Raw genomic sequence first — 22,265 nt, forward strand, 5'->3', positions numbered from 1 at the left:
TCGTCATACAGCAGCTCGGCGCCGGCAAAGCCCGGATAGACCTCCACGCCCAGCGCCTCGGCCTGCTCGCCCAGCCACTTCACCACGTTGCCCAGGCGCACGATGTAGTTGCCGTGATTCTCCAGGCAGCCCGGCAGCAAGCTGTTGGGCGTCTTGCGTGCGCCGCTCTCGGTCAGGAACAGCACCCTGTCCTCGGTCACCGCGGTCTTGAGCGGTGCGCCCTTTTCCTTCCAGTCCGGGATCAGCTCGGTCAGCGCCTGCGGGTCCATCACCGCGCCCGACAGGATGTGGGCGCCGATCTCGGCCGCCTTCTCGATCAGACAGACCGACAGTTCCTGCCCCTTGGCTTCGGCCAGTTGCTTGAGCTTGATCGCCGCCGCCAGCCCACCCGGGCCGCCGCCGACGATCAGCACGTCGAATTCCATTGATTCGCGTTCCATCCTGTTCTCCTGTTCCCGTGTGGGGCTAAGATCGAGCGTTCAGATCGAGTTTAACCCCGGAATCCCCTTTGGCGTTGCTCAGGCCATGGTGCTTGCCGTGGGCATGCATAACATACGGATGCGTATGTTACATTAGCGCGTGCCATACACAATAGGAGGATGCTGCATGAACGCTCAGGCCAAGCTTATTTACACCGCTCGCATTCCCGTGCGCTGGGGCGACATGGATGCTTACGGCCATGTGAACAACACGGTGTATTTCCGTTTTTTCGAGCAGGCGCGCTGTGAATGGATAGAGCACATGGGCTTTCGCGTCAGCCCGGAAGAGGCGACCGGCCCGGTCATCATCAATGCCAGCTGCACCTTCCTTGCACCGGTGAACTATCCTGCGACCGTGATCATCAAGATGTATGCGGGCGACCCTGGTCGGAGCAGCGTCATGACCTGGTACGAGCTCTTCATCGAGGGGGAAGAGCGCCTGTATGCCGAAGGCGCGGCCAAGACGGTGTGGATGGACATGCGCAGCGGCAAGTCGGCCCCCTTGCCCGACAAGGTGCGTGCGCTGTGCGACGCAGCACGGAACTGATCAACCCAGCCCATGACAGGGTGCAGACGTGACGGATCTGCATCTGCGCCCGATGACAAGCTGTTGATGGATGAAGAGGAGACAACATGAATCTTGCTGAAGACAAGCCATTGTGGACACCGTCGCCGGCGCGTATCGCGTCGTCCAACCTGACCGCCTTCCGGGTGGCGGCCGAACAGCGCTGGGGCCTGTCCCTGCCGGATTACGAGGCCTTGTACGCCTGGTCGGTGGAGCAGCCCGAGCAGTTCTGGGTCAGCGTATGGGAGGGTGCGGGCACGGGTGGGCCGGTGATTGGTGTGCGCGGTGAGCGCGTGCTGGTCGATGGTGACAAAATGCCTGGCGCGAGCTGGTTTCCGGATGCCCGCCTCAACTTTGCGCAGAACCTGCTGCGTTCACGAGACGCGCACGATGCGCTCGTGTTCTGGGGCGAGGACCGCGTCAAGAACCGCATGAGCCATGGCGAGCTCTATCGTGCGGTGGCGCGCTTCGCGGCCGCGCTGCGCGAGCAAGGGGTGGTGGCGGGGGACCGGGTCGCGGCCTACATGCCCAACATGCCCGAGACCCTGGTGGCGATGCTGGCGGCGGCGAGCATTGGCGCGATCTTCACTTCCGCTTCGCCCGATTTTGGCGTTCAGGGCGTACTCGATCGCTTCGGCCAGACCGAGCCCAAGGTGCTGGTGGCCTGCGACGGCTATTACTACGCCGGCAAGACAGTCGATGTTCTGCAGCGCCTGGGGGAAATTGTCGCGCAGCTGCCCTCGCTCAAGCGCGTGGTCGTCGTCCCCTATGTGCATCAGGCCCATGAGCTGTCGGCGGTGCCGCACGCACGCATGCTGAGCGATTTCGTCAAGCCCTTTGCTCACATCGACGATCTTGAATTTGCCCAACTGCCCTTTGATCATCCGCTCTACATCATGTACTCCTCGGGCACCACCGGCGTGCCCAAGTGCATCGTCCATGGTGCCGGCGGGGCCTTGCTGCAGCACCTCAAGGAGCACCGCCTGCATGGTGACGTGAAGCCGGGCGACCGCGTCTATTACTTCACCACCTGCGGCTGGATGATGTGGAACTGGCTGGTGTCCGGTCTCGCCGCCGGTGCCACCTTGCTGCTCTATGACGGCTCGCCGTTCGCGGCGGACAAGCACATCGTCTTCGATTACGCTGACGCCGAAGGCATGACCCACTTCGGCACCTCGGCCAAGTTCATCGATGCCTGCGCCAAGTTCGGCATGAGGCCGCGTGAGACGCACAAGCTCGACCGCCTGCGTGTGATGATGAGTACCGGCAGTCCCCTGGTGCCCGAGGCTTTCGACTACGTCTATCGCGAGATCAAGACCGACCTGCAACTGTCGTCGATCTCGGGTGGCACCGACATCATCTCCTGCTTCGTGCTCGGCAGCCCGGTGCTGCCCGTGTGGCGCGGCGAGATCCAGAGCCGCGGGCTGGGCATGGCGGTGGACGTGTGGGATGAGGACGCGCAGCCGGTGCGCGGCGAGAAGGGTGAGCTGGTGTGCACCAAGCCCTTCCCGGTGATGCCGATCGGCTTCTGGGGTGATGCCGATGGCAGCAAGTATCACGCCGCCTATTTCGATCGCTTTCCGAATGTCTGGTGCCACGGTGATTTTTGCGAGATCACCGCTCACGGCGGCCTGATCATCTACGGACGCTCGGATGCCACGCTCAATCCTGGCGGTGTGCGCATCGGCACCGCCGAGATCTATCGTCAGGTCGAGAAGCTGCCTGAAGTCGTGGAAAGTCTGGTCATTGGCCAGGACTGGCCACCACAGAACCCGAACGATGTGCGCGTTGTACTGTTCGTGAAGCTCGCCGAAGGCCTGGTGCTCGATGATGAGCTCGTGCGTCGCATCCGCCAGGTCATTCGCGACAACACCACGCCGCGCCACGTGCCGGCCAAGGTGTTGCAGGTGGCGGACATCCCGCGCACCAAGAGCGGCAAGATCGTCGAGCTGGCGGTGAGAAACGTCGTCCATGGGCGCCCGGTGAAGAATCAGGAGGCGCTCGCCAACCCTGAGGCGCTGGCTTATTTCAGTGATCGTAGTGAACTTGCTGGCTGAGGAGAGGGAGCGATGTTGATGAACCGTGAGCAGTCCGTGTTGTTGATCGTCGATGTGCAGGCCAGGCTGGCACCCTTCATCCACGAGGGTGAGCAGGTCGCGGCCCATTGCGCGTGGCTGGCGCAGGTCGCCGAGCGTGTGCGCGTGCCGGTCGTGGTGACCGAGCATTTCCCGGAGAAGATCGGCGGCACGCTCGAATCCGTGCGTGCGGTGACGCAGGCCGCTCAATATGTGAGCAAGCAGTGCTTTTCTGCGCAGGACGATGGTTGCCTGAAGGGCACGGCCGTCGAGCAACAGCGCCAGGTCATCATCTGCGGCACCGAAGCGCACGTCTGTGTGCAGCAGACCGCGCTCAGCCTGCGTTGGGCGGGCAAGCAGGTGTTCGTGGTGGCTGATGCTTCAGGCTCGCGCGACCCGGCAAATCGCGACCTGGCGTTCGAGCGCATGCGTGGCCATGGCATCGAGATCGTGTCGCGGGAGATGGTGGCCTTCGAATGGCTGCAACGTGGAGGCACGGATCTGTTTCGCGAGGTCAATCGCGACTTCATTCGCTGAAACCCCCGCCCGGGGCGTTGCGCCTGCACATCAGGCGAGCAGGCGCTCGGTCCCCGGCCTTGATGCACAAACGCGTTTCATGCAGGGCAATCGGGGCCAGGTGCACATCTGGCCCCGATTCCGTTTCAAGGTTCGATGGCGAGCCCGAGCAGCTTGTCACCCCTGCCGATGATGCCCATGGGTTCGGCCTTGCCACTGCCGAGATCGATACGGTACAGCGTGGGTCTGGCGTCTGCGGCGGTGCTCAGCGCCACCAGTGCGGTGTTGGTGACATCCGAGATGTCGAAGTGGGCGTCAGTGATGCCGTCGACCCCCAGCGCGCCTACTGTGTGCAATTGCCCGGAGTTGGGTGAAACGACAGGCTGCTGGCCTTCGATCGAGCCCTGTCGCACCAGGGTGGCGCGCGCAGCATCGATGGCGAAATTGGTCGTCAACTTTTCGTCTTCGGTGTTGTAGGTGTAGGCGGCGGCGACGAGCTGGGGCGCCTGACCGGCATGAGGATCGTCCGCCGCATAGCTCAGCGCTGCGTCCGCCTGCAAGCCGGCTTGCTCGGGTTTGTAATCAAGGACAGCGCCGGTTTCGGGGTGGACGCGCAGATTCTGGCCGCGGTCGGAAACGATGCGGATGCGATCGGCCGCGGGATTGAAGTCGAAACCGAAGCGCTCACCCTCGAGCCGGGAGGCGAAAGCCGCATCGCCCACCGGCGTCAGCGCACCGCTGACGACATCCACCGTGAACACCCTGTTGCTGCTACCCAGCGCGAACAGCACGCCGTAGGCCACGCGATAGTCAATACCGAGCAGGCGCTCTCCGGCCTCGAGTCCGGAAAGCGTCACACTGCGGGCGATTTTGCCCGGCTGTGCAGCGGAAATGGCGATAAGCTGGTACGCGTCCGAGGCTGCAGTCTGGGTCAGGGCATGCAAGGTGATTCCCGCTGGCGTGCGCTCGGCATCGGCGATGACCGGTGTTGCCAGCCCCGCAAGAGCCGTGCTTAGCGTCGATACGACAAGGCGGGAGACGAGTGATCGCATACGAAATCCTGATGATGAGTGTTGGAATGAGCGTGTGTTGCAGACAGCGGCCTGTGCGGCGGGTGCTTGCATTGAACGATAGACCAGTCGACACCAGAGGCCTTGTGACCGAGTTGGCAGTCAGGGCGAGGCGTCAGGCCGGGGCGCTGGCCGCAGCGGCCCTGGGGCTCGCGCTGGCGGGCGACGTGGTGGCGGCCTCGCTCACGCTCAGCTTTACCGATGACAAGGGCGCTGCCGTCGAGCATGCTGCCGTGGCCTTGGTGCCCATTCAGGCCCAGTCCGCAGTGCCGCCCCAGCGCGCCGAGATCGTGCAAAAGGACAAGCGCTTCACGCCGCTGATGTCGGCCATTCAGACCGGTTCCGCCGTCGAATTCCCGAATCGCGACAGCGTCCGCCATCATGTGTATTCGTTTTCGCCGGCGAAGACCTTCGAGCTCAAGCTCTACCTCGGCAAGCCTGCCAAGCCGGTGGTGTTCGATAAACCCGGCATCGTCGTCATGGGTTGCAACATCCACGATCACATGGTCGCCTACGTGATGGTGGCCAACACGCCCTGGCTCGGCGTCAGTGATGCGCAGGGGCGGGTACGCCTGTCAGGGTTGCCGGTGGGCGACTATCGGCTCGAATACTGGCATCCACGCTGGGTGGGCAAGGCTGACATCGCGCGTCTGGCCCTAAGCGTCGACGGCGACACGGCGTTCACCCTGAAGATCGAGAGCCAGCCTTGATGCGCTTCGGTTTTCGCAGCCTGAAGTGGCGCATTGCTGCGTGGACGGCGCTGATCCTGCTGTCCATGCAGATCGGCGCCCTGCTCCTGTTTGCGCAGATCGGGCGCACCAGCGCCTTGGCCGAGGTCGGCATCCAGCTCGACACCGGCAACCGGGTGTTCGCGCGCCTGATCGATCAGCGCAGCGCACAGCTGGCGCAGGCAGCGCGCGTGTTGGCGGCGGACTACGGCTTTCGTGATGCCTTGCTGTCACGCGACCGGGCGACGATCGAGTCCGCACTCGACAACCACGGTTCGCGCATCGGTGCGGCGCTGATGCTGCTGATCGGGCTCGATGGCCGCGTGATCGGCGCCCATCCGCCGCGCCCTGACGCGATTGAACTCGGCACCGTGCGCAGTCTCATCGATGAGGCGGGGAAGGAAGGTGGCGCCAATGGCTTCCAGTTTCTGGATGGGGCGCTCTACCAGGTAGTGGTGGTGCCGGTGAGGGCGCCGGTTGCGGTGGCCTGGGTGGTGATCGGCTTTCCGGCCGATGAGGTTTTCGTGCAGGACTTGAAGCGGCTCACCGGGCTCGAGGTCAGCCTCAAGTTCGAGTCCGCAGCGCAGGCGCAGGCCATGATCGCGAGCACGCTGGCGCTGGCTCTGCAGCCGGCCTTGCTGCACACGCCCTCGCTGGAGTCGATGGAGCTGGACAGCGTGGAGTACGCCGGGCGCGTGCATGTGATCGAGGCCGATGACACGGGGCGGGTCACTGCGGTGCTGCAACTCTCGCTGGCGCGCGCGCTGCAGCCGTGGAACAAGCTCTATCGCGACTGGACCGGCCTGTCGATCGCCGCCACCTTGCTCATGTTGCTGGCCAGCGTGTGGGTGGGGCGTACGATCGCGTCGCCGGTGACTCGCCTGGCGCAATTTGCGCGGCGGGTCGAAGGCGGTGACTACGCTGCGCCGCCGCGCTCTGAAAGTGGCGACGAGATTGCACAGCTCGCCGATGCCTTCGGCGTCATGACCGATGCCATTGCCAGCCGCGAGGCACGCATCTCCGAGCTTGCCTACTGCGACGCGCTCACCGGGCTGCCCAACCGGGTGCGTTTCATGGCCTGGCTGGAGCAATCGCTGCAGGCTGTGCAGCTGTCCGGGCAGCCCCTGGCCTTGCTCAGTTTCGACATCGATCGCTTCAAGCTCATCAACGACACCCTCGGTCACGGTTTTGGCGATCGGGTGCTGCATGAAGTCGGCCAGCGTCTGCTGGCGCTCGAGCTCAGTGGCGACGCCGGGTGTGGATGTGGCGGCAGGGACGATGAAGACGAACGGGCGCCGATGCGCAGCGCGACCGCCCGCCTGGGGGGTGACGAATTCGCCGTACTCCTGCCTGCGGCCGATCTCGCCGCAGCGCTCACCGTGGCCGAGCGTGTTGCCAATGCGCTCGAGCAGCCGATGAACGTGCAGGGGCAGCTGGTGGATTTGCGCGCCAGTATCGGCATTGCCCTCTACCCGCAGCACGCGACGGATGCGGCGGAGCTGATCCGCTGCGCGGATGTCGCCATGTACAAGGCCAAGCGTGGCATCGACGGCGTGGAGGTCTACGACCCCGCACACCACGAGCGCAACGCCGCGCGCCTGTCCTTGCTGACCGAGCTGCGGCAGGCGGTCGAAGGCCATGAGCTGGTGCTGTTCTATCAGCCGAAATACGCTTTTCAGGCCAGCGACGAGCTCCATGTCGAAGCGCTGGTGCGCTGGATTCACCCCCAGCGCGGTTTCATATCGCCGATGGATTTCATCCCCTTCGCGGAACAGACCGGCTACATCAGGACCATCACCCACTGGGTGATGAACGAGTCCATTCGTCAATGCGCTCAATGGCAGCGGAGCGGGCGCAAGGTGCACATCGGGCTCAACCTGTCGGCGCGTGACCTGCTGCAGCCGGAGCTACCCGCACAGTTTTGTGCCCTGCTCGAGCGCCACGCTTGCAGGGCCGACTGGATCACCCTCGAGATCACCGAAAGCGCGGTGCTGGACGACCCCGCCAAGGCCCTCGCCAACCTCGAGCACCTGCGCGCGACCGGCTGCAGGCTGTCGATCGACGACTATGGGACGGGCTATTCATCGCTGTCCTATGTGCGCCAGATGCCGGTGCAAGAGCTGAAGATCGATCGCAGCTTCGTGATGAACCTGATCACTCAACCCGACGACGAAATCATCGTCCGCTCCACCATCGAGCTTGCCCACAACATGGGGCTGACCGTGACCGCCGAGGGCGTCGAGACCGAAGCCGTCCTGCAGCGGCTGGCCGAACTGGGTTGCGATCTGGCACAGGGCTATTTCATCTGCCGTCCCCTGGGCGTGGCCGAGCTCGAGACCTGGCTGCAAACCTCGCCCTGGGCGCGTGCCGGCCATCATCAGCGCGCGCTGGCGGACGAGACCCAGCCCGACTGACCTAGGGAAAACGCGGGTTCCGCTTTTGCGCCGTGTCGCCTAGCCTTGGTGTTTATTCCACGGTGATGCGACATGGACTTCCGCCACGCCGACCGTCGGCGTCTGTCCGCATCCTGCCGTGAGCTGATCAACAGCAGGGGGGCGAGATGGAAAAGACGGAGTTGAAGCGACTGGCCGTGCAGGTCGATGCGGTCATCGAGCAGATCGACGCGCGTTTGCCCGCGCACCAGGCCGGAGCGGTGGCGGAGTTTGCGGCGCAGTTTTTCGCTCAGGTCGACCCTGAAGACCTCGAAAAGCTGTCGGTCGCCGACCTTTATGGTGCTGTGCTCAGCCAATGGCACTTCATCGCGCGCCGCAAGTCGGGGGTCAGCACGGTGCGGGTGTTCAACCCGCGCCTCGATGAGCACGGCTGGGAGTCCGCGCATACGCTCGTCGAGATCGTCGGTGACGACATGCCGTTCCTGGTCGATACCGTGACGATGGAGCTCATCCGCCAAGGCTTCACGCTACACCTGCTGATCCATCCGGTACTCAAGGTCGTGCGCGACGCCGACGGCGTGCTGCTGCGCTTGACAGACGACAGCGATGCCGACGCGCAATATGAATCGACCATGCACCTCGAGGTCGACCGTCGTAGCGATGAGGCCGATCTGCAGGCCTTGCAGCAAGGTCTCGAGCAGGTGCTGTCCGATGTGCGCGCGGCGGTCAGCGACTGGCGCTTGATGCGTGAGCGCATGCACGACATCATCGCCGGCCTGTTGAGCACGCCAGCTTCGATCGAGGCGGAAGAGGCTGCAGAGGCGCGCGACTTCCTGCAGTGGCTGACGGCAGACAATTTCGTGCTGCTGGGTTGTCGTGACTACGCGCTTGCCAGCGCTGAGGACGGCGACGCCTTGCACATCGTGTCCGGTTCCGGTCTGGGGCTGCTGCGCGCTGAGGGTGAAGACGGGCAGTCTCGCTCGTTTGCCGCGCTGCCGCCGCAGTTGCGCGCACAGGCACACGTGCCGGGCGTGCTCACCGTCACCAAATCGAATACGCGCTCGACCGTGCACCGTCCGGGCTATCTGGACTTCATTGGCGTCAAGACCTTCGACAGCGAGGGCAGGGTGAGCGGCGAGCGCCGCGTCATCGGACTGCTGGCGTCCACTGCCTATGGCACCTCACCCGCGCACATTCCGCTGTTGCGGCGCAAGGTCGCCGCGGTGATCGAGCGTGCCGACCTGCCCTCTGGCGGGCACGCTGCGAAGACGCTGCAAACCATCATCGAGCGCTATCCGCGCGACGAGCTCTTTCAGATCACGATCGACGAGCTCTACACCCAGGCGATGGGCATCCTGCGCCTCGGCGAACGCCTGCGCACGCGACTCTTCGTGCGCTGCGATCCTTTCGCGCGCTTCGTCTCCTGCCTCATCTATGTTCCGCGTGAGCACTACAACACCGATCAGCGCCAGCGCATGCAGGCCGTGCTGGTCGAGGCCTTTGATGGCAGTTCGTCAGAGTTTGACGTGCAGTTCTCCGATTCGGCGCTGGCCCGCATTCAGATCATCGTGCGCACGCGCGATTCGGTCATTCCGCCCTTTGATGTCCGCGAGCTCGAGCAGCGCCTGATCCGTGCCTCGCGGCCCTGGGAGGACGCCTTGCGCCAGGCCTTGGTCGAACAATGTGGCGAGGAGCGCGGGCTGGCGCTGCTGCGTCGCTACGGCAAGGGCTTCCCCGCGGGGTACCGCGAGGACTACAGCGCGCGCATGGCGGTGTTTGACATCGAGCAGATCGAAGGCCTGGGCGGTGTCGGTGAGCTGGGCATGAATCTCTACCGCCCGCTCGAAGGGGCAGCCGACCGCATCAACTTCCGCATCTATCACCTCGATGCCTCCGTGCCGCTGTCGCAGAGCCTGCCCATGCTCGAGCGCATGGGGGTGAAGGTGATGGACGAGCGCCCCTCGGAGATCGTGCGCCAGGACGGCAGCGTGGTCTGGCTGCACGATTTCGGCCTCAGCTTCAGCGCGGCCGAGACCCTCAATATCCATGACATTCAACCGCTGTTTCACGACACTTTCCGCCGCGTGTGGAGCGGCGAGGTGGAAAACGACGATTTCAACCGCCTGGTCTTGCTGGCCGGCCTGTCCTGGCGTGAAGTCAGCGTGTTGCGAGCGTATGCGAAGCATATGCGGCAGGCTGCGTTCACCTTCAGTCAGGCCTACATGGAGCAGGCCCTGGCCTGCTACCCGCAGCTGACGCGTCAGCTCTACGCGCTCTTCCGCGCGCGCTTCGACCCTGCGCTGGAGGCGGATCGCGAGGCGCACTGCAAGGACATCACGGCGCAGATCGAAGCCAGCCTGAACACCGTGGCCAACCTCGACGAAGATCGTATCCTGCGCCAGTTCCTGGCCATGATCCTGGCCACGCTGCGTACCAATGCCTTCCAGCGTACGGCTGATGGTTCCTGCAAGCCCTGGCTGTCGTTCAAGCTTTCACCTGCGCGCATCCCCAACCTGCCGCAGCCGTTGCCGATGTTCGAGATCTTCGTCTATTCGCCGCGCATCGAAGGCGTGCATCTGCGCGGGGGCAAGGTGGCCCGCGGCGGGCTGCGCTGGTCGGACCGGATGGAGGACTTCCGCACCGAGGTGCTGGGGCTGGTGAAGGCGCAGATCGTCAAGAACGCGGTGATCGTGCCGGTCGGCTCGAAAGGCGGCTTTGTGGTCAAGAACCCGCCCACCGAAGGCGGACGGGAGGCGCTGATCGCCGAGGGCGTGGCCTGCTACCAGACCTTCCTGCGTGGCCTGCTCGATCTCACTGACAACCTGGTGCAAGGTCAGGTGGTGCCGCCGGTCGATGTGGTGCGCCATGACGACGATGACCCCTACCTGGTGGTGGCGGCCGACAAGGGCACGGCGAGCTTCTCCGACCATGCCAATGAGATCTCGGCCGAATACGACTTCTGGCTGGGTGATGCCTTCGCTTCGGGCGGCTCGGTCGGCTATGACCACAAGAAGATGGGCATCACCGCACGTGGTGCGTGGGAGGCGGTGAAGCGGCATTTCCGTGAAATGGGCACCGACATCCAGAACCAGCCCTTCACGGTGGCGGGCATCGGTGACATGTCGGGCGACGTGTTCGGCAACGGCATGCTGTTGTCGAAGCATATCCGGCTGGTGGCCGCGTTCGATCATCGCCATATCTTCATCGACCCCGAGCCCGATGCCGCGCGCTCCTGGGAAGAGCGCGCGCGCCTGTTCGCGCTGCCGCGCTCGAGCTGGGACGACTACGACAAGGCCTTGATTTCAGAAGGTGGCGGGGTGTGGGCGCGCAGCGCGAAGTCGATCAAGCTGTCGCCGCAGCTGCGCGCCGTGCTCGACATCGAAGCCGAAGCCCTGGCGCCGGTGGAGCTCATTCGCGCCATCCTCTGCGCTCCGGTCGACCTGGTGTACAACGGCGGCATCGGCACCTACATCAAGGCGGCGAGCGAGGCCGATGCTGCGGTGGGTGACCGCGCCAATGACGCGGTGCGGGTCAATGGCGGCGCGCTGCGCTGCAAGGTGCTGGGCGAAGGCGGCAACCTGGGGGCGACCCAGCTCGGTCGTATCGAATTCGCGCTCAAGGGTGGGCGGGTGAACACCGACGCCATCGACAACTCCGGCGGTGTCGATTGCTCGGACCATGAGGTCAACATCAAGATCCTGCTCAACGGTGTGGTGGCCGAAGGCGAGCTCACGCTGAAGCAGCGCAATCAGCTGCTGGCGGACATGACCGACGAGGTCGCCGCCCTGGTGCTGCGTGACAACTACGCGCAAACGCAGATTCTGGCGCTGACGCGCTTGCGCGGCGTGGCGCTGCTCGACGAGCAGGCGGAGTTCATGCGCCGGCTGAGTCACCTGGGCAGGCTCAGCCGCAAGCTCGAGTTCCTGCCGGTGGATGAAGACCTCGCCGAGCGCAAGGCGGCACGCATAGGCCTCACCAACCCCGAGCTGGCGGTGTTGCTGGCCTACAGCAAGATCGAGCTCTACGACGAGGTGCTGGCTTCCGACGTCCCCGAAGATCCCTATATCTCCACCGCCCTCGAGCGTTATTTCCCCGCTCCCCTGCGTACGCGCTTCGGGGCCCAGATCCAGCACCATGCCTTGCGCCGCGAGATCATCTCGACCCATGTCGTCAACAGCATGGTCAACCGTGTCGGCCCCACCTTTGCCGGTCGGCTCAAGTCCGAGCAGGGCGTGCGCGCCCCCGACGTGGTGCGCGCTTACATGGCCACGCGCGAGGTCTTTGGTCTGGTCGATGTCTGGGCGCAGATCGAGGCCCTCGACAATCAGCTTGATCATGCGGTGCAAGTTGATTTGATGAGCGCCTGTGATCGTCTGGTGCAGCGCGGCAGTTTGTGGTTTTTGCGCCACCCCGAGTGGCTGAGCGACCTGCAGGCGACCTTGCACCACTTCTCGCCAGGTGTGGCGGCGCTGGCCGGAGATCTGCTTGCTCTGGTCGGCGACGCTTACCGCAGCGAGCTTGAAGCGACGGTGAGGCGTGCGGTGGACCAGGGCGTACCCCAGGCCCTGGCCGAGCGCGTGGCGGCGCTCGACGAGCTGTATTCGGCGCTTGATCTGGTCGAAATCGCGGTGGAGACGCAGCGCCCCGAACCCTTTGTGGCGCGGGTGTATTTCGGTCTCGGTGGTGATCTCGAACTGCACTGGCTGGGGCAGCAGATTTCCGCGCTGGCGACCGAGAACCGTTGGCAAGTGCTCGCCCGTGGCGCCCTGCGCAGTGATCTTTCTGCGCTGGCGCGCAGCCTGACGACCAATGCGCTGCAACTGACGGTAGACGAGGACGATGCCCAGCAGGTAATGGCGGCGTGGTACCAGCGCCAGGGCGCGCGACTCGAGCGTTATCGCCAGTTGCTCGGAGACATGCGCAGCGCTCAGTCGGTGGATCTGGCGATGGTGTCGGTGTTGCTGCGTGAATTGCGTGGCATGAGCTGATCTCCATGCGAGCTGGGCAGGGCTCGGCGCCAACTGCGGCGCAGGTCCCTGCCCATGTCGCTTGCGTGCCGGGAGAGCGGGTTCGGGTGTCCTGGCTTCGGCGTGCTGATTCGGGTGGGCTGACTCCGGCGTGCTGACTCCGGGGCGGTGGATCGGTTATCATCGCGCTTTCCCGCAGCACTGTTCACATGACCAAATACGTCTTCGTTACCGGTGGTGTCGTGTCCTCTCTGGGCAAAGGCATCGCCGCGGCTTCCCTTGGAGCCATCCTCGAGTCGCGTGGCATCAAGGTTACGCACCTCAAGCTCGATCCCTACATCAACGTTGATCCGGGCACGATGAGCCCGTTCCAGCACGGTGAGGTCTTTGTCACCGAAGACGGCGCCGAGACCGATCTCGATCTCGGCCATTACGAGCGCTTCACCAGCGCCAAGATGAGCAGGCGCAACAACTTCACCACCGGCCAGATCTACGAGTCGGTGCTGAAGAAAGAGCGTCGCGGCGAATATCTGGGCAAGACCGTGCAGGTCATCCCGCACATCACCGACGAGATCAAGGCCTATGTGAAGCGCGGTGCCGAAGGCGCCGACGTGGCCATCGTCGAGGTCGGCGGCACGGTGGGCGACATCGAGTCGCTGCCTTTCCTGGAGGCCATCCGCCAGATGGGCTTCGAAGAAGGCCGCAACGGCACCTGCTTCATTCACCTCACGCTGTTGCCCTACATTCCCACCGCGGGCGAGCTCAAGACCAAGCCGACCCAGCATTCGGTCAAGGAATTGCGCGAGATCGGCATCCAGCCCGACATTTTGCTGTGCCGTGCCGACCGCCCGATTCCGCTTGACGAGCGGCGCAAGATTGCCCTGTTCTGCAACGTCGTGCTCGAAGCCGTCATCGAATGTCTCGATGCCGACTCGATCTACAAGATCCCGCGCCAGTTGCACAACCAGATGCTCGACCAGATCGTCTGCCACAAGCTCGACATTCTGGCGCGCTCCGCCGACCTGTCGGTGTGGGACAAGCTGATCCACGCCCTCGAGAATCCGAAACACACGGTCAATGTCGGCTTTGTCGGCAAGTATGTGGATCTCACCGAGTCTTACAAGTCGCTCATCGAGGCCCTGAACCACGCAGGGATGCATACCGAGTCGAAGGTGAAGATTCACTACATCGATTCCGAGGTCATCGAGCGCGACGGCTGTTGCGTGCTCGAGACCATGGACGCCATCCTGGTGCCGGGCGGATTCGGCAAGCGCGGTACCGAGGGCAAGATCGCCGCCATTGGCTTTGCGCGTGAGAACAAAGTGCCCTATCTGGGCATCTGCCTCGGCATGCAGCTCGCGGTGGTGGAGTTCGCGCGCGATGTTGCGGGCATGGGGGGCGCGCACTCGACCGAGTTCGAGCGTGACACGCCGTTTCCCGTCATCGGCCTCATCACCGAGTGGAAAGACCGCAGCGGCAAGATCGAAAAGCGCTCCGAAGAATCCGACCTCGGCGGCACCATGCGCCTGGGCGGACAGATCTGCCTGCTCAAGGAAGGCACGCTGGCGCGCGCGATCTACGCCGCACCCGAGATCCTGGAGCGCCACCGCCATCGCTACGAGGTCAACAACACCTTGCTGGCGCAGCTTGAGGACAAGGGCCTGGTGGTGTCGGGTCGTGCACCGGTCACCGAGCTGTGCGAGATGATCGAGTTGCCAACCGAGGTGCATCCGTGGTTCGTGGGTTGCCAGTTCCACCCCGAATTCACCTCCAATCCGCGTACCGGTCACCCGCTGTTCACTGCATTCGTGCAGGCGGCGATCGCACACAATCAGGCCATTGTCCAAGGGGGTGAGGCATGAATCTATGTGGCTTTGAAGTCGGCCTGGAGCAGCCGTTTTTCCTCATTGCCGGTCCTTGCGTGGCCGAGTCCGAGCAGATGTGTGTCGACATCGCCGGGCAGATGAAGGAGATCTGCGCCGAGCTCGGCATTCCCTATATTTTCAAGGCGTCCTACGACAAGGCCAATCGTAGCTCGGGCAAGAGCTTTCGTGGCCATGGCAGGGACGCCGGCCTGAAGATGCTCGCAGCGGTCAAGCAGCAGCTCGGCCTGCCGGTGCTGACCGACGTGCACAGCATCGATGAAATTGCGCTCGTGGCTTCGGTCGTCGACGTGCTGCAGACGCCTGCCTTCCTGTGCCGCCAGACCGATTTCATCCACGCGGTCGCAGCCAGCGGCAAGCCGGTCAACATCAAGAAGGGCCAGTTCCTCGCCCCCGGCGACATGAAGAACGTCGCCGACAAGGCGCGCGAGGCCAATGGCGGCGCCGACACCATCATGGTGTGTGAGCGTGGCGCATCCTTCGGCTATAACAACCTGGTCTCGGACATGCGCGCGCTGGCGATCATGCGCGACACCGGCTGCCCGGTGGTGTTCGACGCCACCCATTCGGTGCAGTTGCCAGGCGGGCAGGGCACATCCTCCGGCGGCCAGCGCGAGTTCGTGCCCGTGCTGGCGCGTGCTGCGGTCGCAGTCGGGGTGGCCGGGCTGTTCATGGAAACCCACCCTGACCCCGCCAACGCGCTGTCTGACGGTCCGAACGCCTGGCCACTGCAGAAGATGAAGGCGCTGCTGGCCACGCTCAAGGACATCGATGCGCTGGTCAAGCGCCAGGGTTTTCTGGAAACGACGCTCTGAGAGCCACTTTTTGAGGAGATGGGGTGTGCCACCACAACGCATGGCGCCAGCGCTGCCAATTGCCTGCGACACGCTCGTCCGGTGCCCGCATTCCGCCTCCAGCTTCACGTCTCCGCGTGATTGATTCGAATCCTTCGTAACTGCAACAGGACAATACATGAGTGCAATTGTTGATGTGATCGCCCGTGAGATTCTCGACTCGCGCGGCAACCCCACGGTTGAAGCCGACGTGCTGCTGGAGTCCGGCGTCATGGGCCGCGCTGCCGTGCCCTCGGGCGCCTCCACCGGCTCGCGTGAGGCGATGGAACTGCGTGACGGCGACAAGTCGCGCTACCTCGGCAAGGGCGTGCTGCGCGCGGTCGAGAACGTCAATACCGAGATCGCCGAAGCCATCATCGGCCTCGACGCCGAAGAGCAGGCTTTCATCGATCACACCCTGATCGAGCTCGACGGCACCGAGAACAAGTCGCGTCTTGGCGCCAACGCCATGCTGGCGGTCTCCATGGCGGTGGCCAAGGCGGCGGCAGAAGAGGCGGGCCTGCCGCTGTATCGTTACTTCGGCGGCTCCAGCCCGATGGTGATGCCGGTGCCGATGATGAACGTCATCAACGGCGGCGAGCACGCCAACAACAGCCTCGACATCCAGGAATGCATGATCATGCCGGTGTCGATGACGAGCTTCTCCGAGGCGCTGCGCTGCGGCGCGGAGATCTTCCATCACCTGAAGAAGATCGTCGATGGCAAGGGCTATCCCACCACCGTCGGCGACGAAGGCGGCTTCGCCCCCAACGTGTCGGGCACCGAAGAAGCGCTCAACCTGATCCAGGAAGCCATCGTCGCTGCCGGCTACGTGCCCGGGCAGGACGTGTTGCTGGCGCTCGACTGCGCGGCCTCCGAGTTCTACAAGGACGGCAAGTACGAACTCAAGGGCGAGGGCTTGTCGCTGTCCGCCGAGGGTTTCACCGACTACCTCGAGACCCTGTGCGACAAGTTCCCGATCGTGTCGATCGAGGACGCCATGGCCGAGGGCGACTGGGATGGCTGGAAGATCCTGACCGACCGTCTGGGCAAGCGCGTGCAGCTCGTCGGCGATGACCTCTTCGTCACCAATACGAAGATCCTGGAGCAGGGCATCGCCCAGGGCGTGGCCAACTCCATCCTCATCAAGATCAACCAGATCGGTACCCTGACCGAGACCTTCGCCGCGGTCGAGATGGCCAAGCTGGCGGGTTACACCGCGGTGATTTCGCACCGCTCGGGCGAGACCGACGATTCGACCATTGCCGATATCGCCGTCGGCCTGCGCGCGATGCAGATCAAGACCGGTTCGCTGTCGCGTTCGGATCGCATCTCGAAGTACAACCAGCTGCTGCGTATCGAAGAAGATCTGGGCGACACTGCGTTCTACCCGGGCAAGCGCGCGTTCTACAACCTGCGCTGAACGCGCTTGTGAGCTGAGCGCAAGCATGCACAGGGCCGGCGCGCAAGGCGCCGGCCCTCGTCGTGAATGCAAGCCTCTTATAAGACACCATGCGCTGGCCCATCCTGATCCTTCTTGCGCTCGTCGTGCTGCTGCAGTACCCGCTCTGGCTTGGCAAGGGGGGCTGGTTGCGGGTGTGGGAGGTCGATCGCCAGCTCTACGCACAGCGCGAAGAAAACCTGCGTCTGGAGCAGCGCAACGCCAGCCTCGAGGCCGAGGTGCGTGATCTCAAGTCAGGCAATGAAGCGATCGAGGAGCGCGCGCGCTTCGAGTTGCGCATGACGCGGCCAGAAGAGATCTACGTCCAGGTGCCAAGGCACTGAGCTTGCGCGCCGCCCGCTGCAAGGGCCTGTTCCATCCTGATTCGTCCGGCGCGCTCCGCTCAAACCTATGTTTCAGCCGGTGGTGATCAAGGTGCGCGCGCCGTCGATGCGGGGCGCGAAATAGCGGTTGTCCAGGCGCTCGACGCGGACGCGTCCCTTGCTCGAGGGCGCATGCACGAAGCGGCCGTCGCCGATGTAGATCCCCATGTGTGAATGACGGCGCTTGAGGGTGTTGAAGAACACCAGGTCGCCGGCCTGCAGCTGGCTCACTTCGATGGGTCGAGTGCGTTGCGCAATCTGCGCCGCGTTGTGTGGCAGTCGTTTGCCGCTGATGTTCTCCACAATCCACGCCACCATGCCACTGCAGTCAAGGCCAGCCTCGGGGTTGCGGCCACCGAACTGGTAGCCGGTATCGAGCAGGCCGAGCGCGAACAGCACCATCTCGCGCGCGTGGCTTTCATCTTCGAGGGTGAAATACGGCGCGCTGGGTGAGGCGGTGGAAGGCCGGTCGAGCGCTGCGCGCGTGCTGGGTGCAGGGGTGGAGCTGCAGCCTGCGAGCACGCCTGCAGTGAGCGCGATGAGGGCAAGCGTTCCGACGTGGTGCCGCTCAGGCCGCGTGTGCGCGCTGGGGGGGAGCAAGGTCTTCATGCGCGCCAAGATAATTCAGTGCGCGGCAGACGTCCAGCTCCGGGCGCGGCTGGGCCGGCACCGTGGGCCGCTCACTCGAGCAAGTCGATGCGGCCGCTGATGCTGACCCCGACCTGGCTCTCGCCGCCTTCGAGCGGCGCGGGCGCAGAGTCGGCCAGCATGCCTGCCGGGGCTGCGCGCATGCGGATGGGCATCGGCGGCTGAAAGCCGCTGTCCCCGATCGACATGTGGGCGATGCGATAGCCTTTGCCCAGCGTGTGTGCGATCAGCGCGGCGCGTTGTTCGAACGCCCGAATTGCGCTCACCGTGGCTTCCTCGACCGCCTTGCGCCGGGTCTCGGGCGCCGGTTGCATGACGACCTGCGATAGGGCGAGATCGGCCTGCAGCTTGCCGATGAGTTCGGAGAGCGCGCCGAGGTCGCGGCTCTCGATGCGAATCTCCGAGCGCATGCGCCAGGCCTCGATGCGCCCTTGTCCGTCCTTGGCGTACACCGGCCAGGTCGACACGCCGCCCGACTGCGCCTTGACGCTGGCAAAAGCGTGCGCGACCGCGAGCGCCTTGACCATGCGCTGGTTGATCCCGAGGGCGAGCTCGGCCGCATTGTCGCCGCTGCCCTCGGCGTACAGCGTTGCCACGCCCAGATCGTTGGCCGCGGTCTGGCTGGCTTCGGCCGAGAACTCAATGCTGGGTCGCGCCTCGTTTCCCGTCGCCAGCTGCGCGCTGGCTGCGGTCGGGACGCTGATCATGACGGTAGCGAGACTGGCGCCCAGGATGCGGCTCCAGGCCTTGGTGTGAGCCCCCCCAAGGGCAAGACGAGGCCAGATGCGAACAAGCATGGGCGAACTCCTGAAGCAGGTTTGCGACGGCGCTGCGGGCGGGTACCGGCCTTCAGGCCTGGGTCGATGACTTTGCAAGCACGCTGGCAGGGTCGATGGCGCGCAGTTCCTGCGCATACAGCCTGGCGTTGTCGACGTAGTGGCTCGCGTTCCATTTCAGGTGCTCGACCTCGGCATCCGAAAGCTCGCGGATCACGCGCCCTGGCGAGCCCACGACCAGCGAGCGGTCCGGAATGATCTTGCCTTCAGGAATCAACGCATTGGCGCCGATGATGCAATTCTTGCCAATGACGGCCTTGTTCAGGATGACGGCATTGATGCCGATCAGGCTGCCGTCGCCGACGCTGCAGCCGTGCAGCATCGCCATGTGGCCGACGGTCACGCCCGCACCGATCGTGAGCGGCACGCCGGTGTCGTTGTGCAGCACCGAGCCGTCCTGGATGTTGCTGCCGTCGCCGATCGTGATCGGATCGTTATCACCGCGAATGACGACGTTGTACCAGATGCTGACATCACGGCCGGCGCTGACCGCGCCGATCACGGTCGCGTTGTGGGCCACCCAGGATCCTTCGCCGAAAAGGGGGCTGCGCTCGCCCAGGGCGTAGATACTCATGCTTGTTCTCACTGTCTCTGTCAGCCGGCCAGTGCCGGCGATCGGGGGCGCATCATAACAAGTGAGCCAGGCGCTGCAAACTGTGGCAAACGATAGGTCCGGGCTGAGGATGTGGCTGATCTGCCGAAGGATTTGCGCTCGCGGCGAGCGTCGCGTCGCGCTCTTTGGACGAGCGCAGTGCTAGCATGCTGGCCGCAACCGGAAATTCCTCATGCTCAGTTACCGTCACGCTTATCACGCTGGCAGCCACGCCGACGTCCTCAAACATTGCGTTGTGCTCGAACTGCTGTCCTACTTCAACCGCAAGGACAAACCCTGGCATTACATCGATACCCATGCGGGAGGGGGCTGTTACGCGCTCGAAAGTGAGCGCGCAGGCAAGACCGCCGAGCATGAAGAGGGTATCGCCCGCATCTGGGGGCGTACCGATCTGCCGGCGCCGCTGGCGGCCTATCGTGAGGCGGTCGCGCAGTTCAACCCCCATGGCCGGCTGGTGTTCTATCCGGGTTCTCCCGCGCTGGCGATGACCATGGCGCGGCCTCAGGACAGGCTGCGCTTGTTCGAGCTGCATCCGGCCGACTTCGAAGCGCTTGAGCGCACCTTCGCTGGCGAGACGGAGCGCGTGCAATGCCGCAAGGCTGACGGCTTTACCGGCCTGAAGAGCCTGCTGCCGCCGCTGTCGCGGCGGGCGCTGGTGCTGATCGATCCTTCCTATGAGATCAAGGACGACTACCGCAAGGTGGTCGATTGCGTGAAGGACGCAATGCGGCGTTTTCCGACCGGCACCTACGCCGTCTGGTATCCGCTGCTGGCGCGCTCGGAGGCACGCAATCTGCCGACGCGGCTTGCCGACCTGGGTGCTCAGAGCTGGCTCGACCTGCGGCTGGCCGTGCGGCGGCCGCCGCGTGACGGCTTTGGCATGTTCGGCAGTGGCATGTTCATCATCAACCCGCCGTGGGTGCTCCCCGAGCGCCTGGAAACAATGATGCCGTGGCTGGTCAATGTCCTGGGCACTGACGACGGTGCGGGCTTCGATCTCGAGCATCACATCGAGTGATGTGGCAAGCGACGGCGCAGGCTGGACTGCCAGTTATTGCAGCGCAAAAAAACGCATCTTCGCCTGAGCGCGGATGCCTTTTCGCGGCAGCGCGACGCGGCAGATCTGGATCTGTGGTGCCAATGCTGCGCTGCAGCGAGAAATTGGGCCTCTGGCCACTGAGGTGGATTGGGTGCAGCGCAATTTTCTGAAACAATAAGGCCTTCGTTCATTTCGGGACACTTGACGTGGACCTGCAACATATCAGCGACCTTGAACGTGCCGCACACAGCGGGCGTGGTGAGCTTTCGAGATTGGGCATCGGACTGCTGTTCATCGTTGGCGTGATGTTCTACGCCGCCATGCGCGGCAGCGGCGAGGGCGGGATGATGCTGGTCATGGCTGCCATGGTCGGCGGCTACATGGCGATGAACATCGGCGCCAACGACGTTGCCAACAACGTCGGTCCGGCGGTGGGCTCCAAGGCCTTGAGTCTGGCCGGTGCGCTGATGATCGCGGCGGTGTTCGAAGCCGCAGGCGCCTTGATTGCCGGCGGCGAGGTTGTTGGCACCATTCGCAGCGGCATCATCAACCCCGATCTGATCGCCGATTCCGACACTTTCGTCTGGATCATGCTGTCCGCGCTGCTCGCCGGCGCCTTGTGGCTGAACATTGCCACCGCAGTGGGCGCGCCGGTATCCACCACACATTCGATCGTGGGTGCGGTGCTGGGCGCGGGCATGGCCGCGGCTGGACCGTCCATCGTGGATTGGACGATGATGGCGAGCATCGCGGCGAGCTGGATTGTCTCGCCCCTGCTCGGCGGTCTCTTTTCTGCCGCCTTCCTGTACCTGATCAAGCGCAGCATCACTTACCAGCCCGACATGGCCGCGGCCGCGCGCAAGATGGTGCCCTTGCTGGTCGCCCTCATGGCGTGGACCTTCGGCACCTACCTGATCCTGAAAGGGCTCAACAAGGTGTGGAAGGTCAGCTTCGGCAGCGCCATCCTCTATGGTTTTCTGATTTCCATTCCGGTGTTCCTGATCGTACGCCGGGTGGCCTCCGTCACCTCGGGCCGGGTCACCAACACCAAGCAAAGCGTCAACCGCCTGTTTACCGTGCCGCTGATCTTCGCGGCCGCCCTGCTGAGCTTCGCGCATGGCTCGAACGACGTCGCCAACGCGGTAGGGCCGCTGGCGGCGATCGTCGATACCGTCACGCATGCGGGCGTGGTGAACAAGGCCGCACCGATCCCCCTCTGGGTGATGATGGTGGGCGCAATCGGCATTGCGCTCGGCCTGGCCCTGTTCGGCCCGAAGGTGATCCGTACCGTGGGTTCCGAGATCACCGAGCTTGACCAGATGCGGGCCTACTGCATCGCCATGGCAGCCACCTTCACCGTGATCGTGGCCAGCCAGATGGGCTTGCCGGTGAGCTCGACGCACATTGCAGTCGGAGGTGTGTTCGGGGTCGGTTTCCTGCGTGAATATCTGAAGAGCAATTACGACCGCATGCTGGCCGACATCAAGAGCCACCACTCGGAAGGCGACATGGCCGAGATCGAGGCCTTCGTTGCGCGCTTCGAGAAGGCGTCGATTGACCAGAAGGGCGAGATGCTGCGCGATCTGAAGGAGCGCTCGAAGAAGGCCGAGGATCCGGCGCATTTCTCCAAGGTCGAGCGCAAGGGTTTGCGCAAGGTCTATCGTCGTGAACTGGTGAAACGCTCGCAGCTGATGCGCATCGCGGCGGCGTGGGTGATCACGGTCCCGGCCTCTGCGCTGATGGCCGCGATACTGTTCTTCACCATCCGCGGCATGATGCTCCCCTGAGCGGGGGGC

At 64.2% G+C, this 22,265-nt stretch carries 17 protein-coding genes; 12 read left to right on the forward strand and 5 right to left on the reverse strand.

What is annotated here, in order from left to right; translation table 11 throughout:
- A partial coding sequence (locus M622_RS0119780) for an NAD(P)/FAD-dependent oxidoreductase (RefSeq protein WP_031346160.1) occupies positions 1-440 on the reverse strand: 440 nt, incomplete at its 3' end.
- Between the two features lie 166 nt (positions 441-606).
- Between M622_RS0119780 and M622_RS22870 the strand changes: the two genes are divergently transcribed.
- The 3 genes from M622_RS22870 (at position 607) to M622_RS22880 (ending at position 3,656) form a co-directional block, all read left to right on the forward strand.
- On the forward strand, positions 607-1,026 hold the full coding sequence (locus tag M622_RS22870; RefSeq protein WP_021247890.1) for an acyl-CoA thioesterase: 420 nt from the start codon (positions 607-609) through the stop codon (positions 1,024-1,026).
- Between the two features lie 86 nt (positions 1,027-1,112).
- Positions 1,113-3,101 (forward strand): acetoacetate--CoA ligase, encoded by a 1,989-nt coding sequence (locus M622_RS22875; protein WP_021247891.1) that lies wholly within the window; start codon positions 1,113-1,115, stop codon positions 3,099-3,101.
- Positions 3,102-3,113: 12 nt separating this feature from the next.
- Positions 3,114-3,656 carry an isochorismatase family protein gene (locus M622_RS22880; protein ID WP_021247892.1) on the forward strand — a complete coding sequence of 181 codons (543 nt, stop codon included), beginning with the start codon at positions 3,114-3,116 and terminating at the stop codon, positions 3,654-3,656.
- A 125-nt stretch (positions 3,657-3,781) separates the two neighbouring features.
- Here M622_RS22880 and M622_RS22885 read toward each other — a convergent pair whose 3' ends face one another.
- On the reverse strand, positions 3,782-4,687 hold the full coding sequence (locus M622_RS22885) for a DUF4394 domain-containing protein (protein ID WP_021247893.1): 906 nt from the start codon (positions 4,685-4,687) through the stop codon (positions 3,782-3,784).
- A gap of 104 nt (positions 4,688-4,791) precedes the next feature.
- Between M622_RS22885 and M622_RS22890 the strand changes: the two genes are divergently transcribed.
- The 7 genes from M622_RS22890 (at position 4,792) to ftsB (ending at position 17,294) form a co-directional block, all read left to right on the forward strand.
- On the forward strand, positions 4,792-5,415 hold the full coding sequence (locus M622_RS22890) for a methylamine utilization protein (RefSeq protein ID WP_021247894.1): 624 nt from the start codon (positions 4,792-4,794) through the stop codon (positions 5,413-5,415).
- On the forward strand, positions 5,415-7,847 hold the full coding sequence (locus M622_RS22895) for a putative bifunctional diguanylate cyclase/phosphodiesterase (protein WP_021247895.1): 2,433 nt from the start codon (positions 5,415-5,417) through the stop codon (positions 7,845-7,847). Before M622_RS22890 ends, M622_RS22895 begins: the two co-directional genes overlap by 1 nt.
- A gap of 146 nt (positions 7,848-7,993) precedes the next feature.
- Positions 7,994-12,814 carry an NAD-glutamate dehydrogenase gene (locus M622_RS22900; RefSeq protein WP_021247896.1) on the forward strand — a complete coding sequence of 1,607 codons (4,821 nt, stop codon included), beginning with the start codon at positions 7,994-7,996 and terminating at the stop codon, positions 12,812-12,814.
- Positions 12,815-13,002: 188 nt separating this feature from the next.
- Positions 13,003-14,655: a CTP synthase gene (pyrG, locus tag M622_RS22905; RefSeq protein ID WP_021247897.1), complete on the forward strand. Its 1,653-nt coding sequence runs from the start codon at positions 13,003-13,005 to the stop codon at positions 14,653-14,655.
- Positions 14,652-15,491: a 3-deoxy-8-phosphooctulonate synthase gene (gene kdsA, locus M622_RS22910; RefSeq protein ID WP_021247898.1), complete on the forward strand. Its 840-nt coding sequence runs from the start codon at positions 14,652-14,654 to the stop codon at positions 15,489-15,491. The genes pyrG and kdsA overlap by 4 nt, the downstream gene beginning before the upstream one ends.
- 157 nt (positions 15,492-15,648) lie before the next feature.
- Positions 15,649-16,932 (forward strand): phosphopyruvate hydratase, encoded by a 1,284-nt coding sequence (gene eno / locus M622_RS22915; protein ID WP_021247899.1) that lies wholly within the window; start codon positions 15,649-15,651, stop codon positions 16,930-16,932.
- 89 nt (positions 16,933-17,021) lie between these two features.
- Positions 17,022-17,294: a cell division protein FtsB gene (gene ftsB, locus M622_RS22920; protein ID WP_021247900.1), complete on the forward strand. Its 273-nt coding sequence runs from the start codon at positions 17,022-17,024 to the stop codon at positions 17,292-17,294.
- Positions 17,295-17,366: 72 nt separating this feature from the next.
- Here ftsB and M622_RS22925 read toward each other — a convergent pair whose 3' ends face one another.
- The 3 genes from M622_RS22925 to M622_RS22935 all read right to left on the reverse strand — a co-directional run bounded on the left by M622_RS22925 (position 17,367) and on the right by M622_RS22935 (position 19,391).
- Entirely contained in the window at positions 17,367-17,942 is a 576-nt protein-coding gene (locus M622_RS22925; protein ID WP_021247901.1) for a C40 family peptidase, read from the reverse strand.
- Positions 17,943-18,013: 71 nt separating this feature from the next.
- Positions 18,014-18,778: an SIMPL domain-containing protein gene (locus tag M622_RS22930; RefSeq protein ID WP_021247902.1), complete on the reverse strand. Its 765-nt coding sequence runs from the start codon at positions 18,776-18,778 to the stop codon at positions 18,014-18,016.
- Between the two features lie 52 nt (positions 18,779-18,830).
- The gene (locus M622_RS22935) at positions 18,831-19,391 is read right to left on the reverse strand and encodes a gamma carbonic anhydrase family protein (protein WP_021247903.1); all 561 of its coding nucleotides are present in this window, start codon (positions 19,389-19,391) and stop codon (positions 18,831-18,833) included.
- A 211-nt stretch (positions 19,392-19,602) separates the two neighbouring features.
- On the opposite strand from M622_RS22935, the gene M622_RS22940 reads away from it, so the two are divergent.
- Together M622_RS22940 and M622_RS22945 are read left to right on the forward strand one after the other, a co-directional pair.
- Positions 19,603-20,448 (forward strand): 23S rRNA (adenine(2030)-N(6))-methyltransferase RlmJ, encoded by an 846-nt coding sequence (locus tag M622_RS22940; protein WP_021247904.1) that lies wholly within the window; start codon positions 19,603-19,605, stop codon positions 20,446-20,448.
- 227 nt (positions 20,449-20,675) lie between these two features.
- Positions 20,676-22,256 (forward strand): inorganic phosphate transporter, encoded by a 1,581-nt coding sequence (locus M622_RS22945; RefSeq protein ID WP_021247906.1) that lies wholly within the window; start codon positions 20,676-20,678, stop codon positions 22,254-22,256.
- Positions 22,257-22,265: the final 9 nt, after the last annotated feature.

This window comes from Thauera terpenica 58Eu (assembly GCF_000443165.1).
In the GTDB taxonomy this organism is placed as follows: domain Bacteria; phylum Pseudomonadota; class Gammaproteobacteria; order Burkholderiales; family Rhodocyclaceae; genus Thauera; species Thauera terpenica.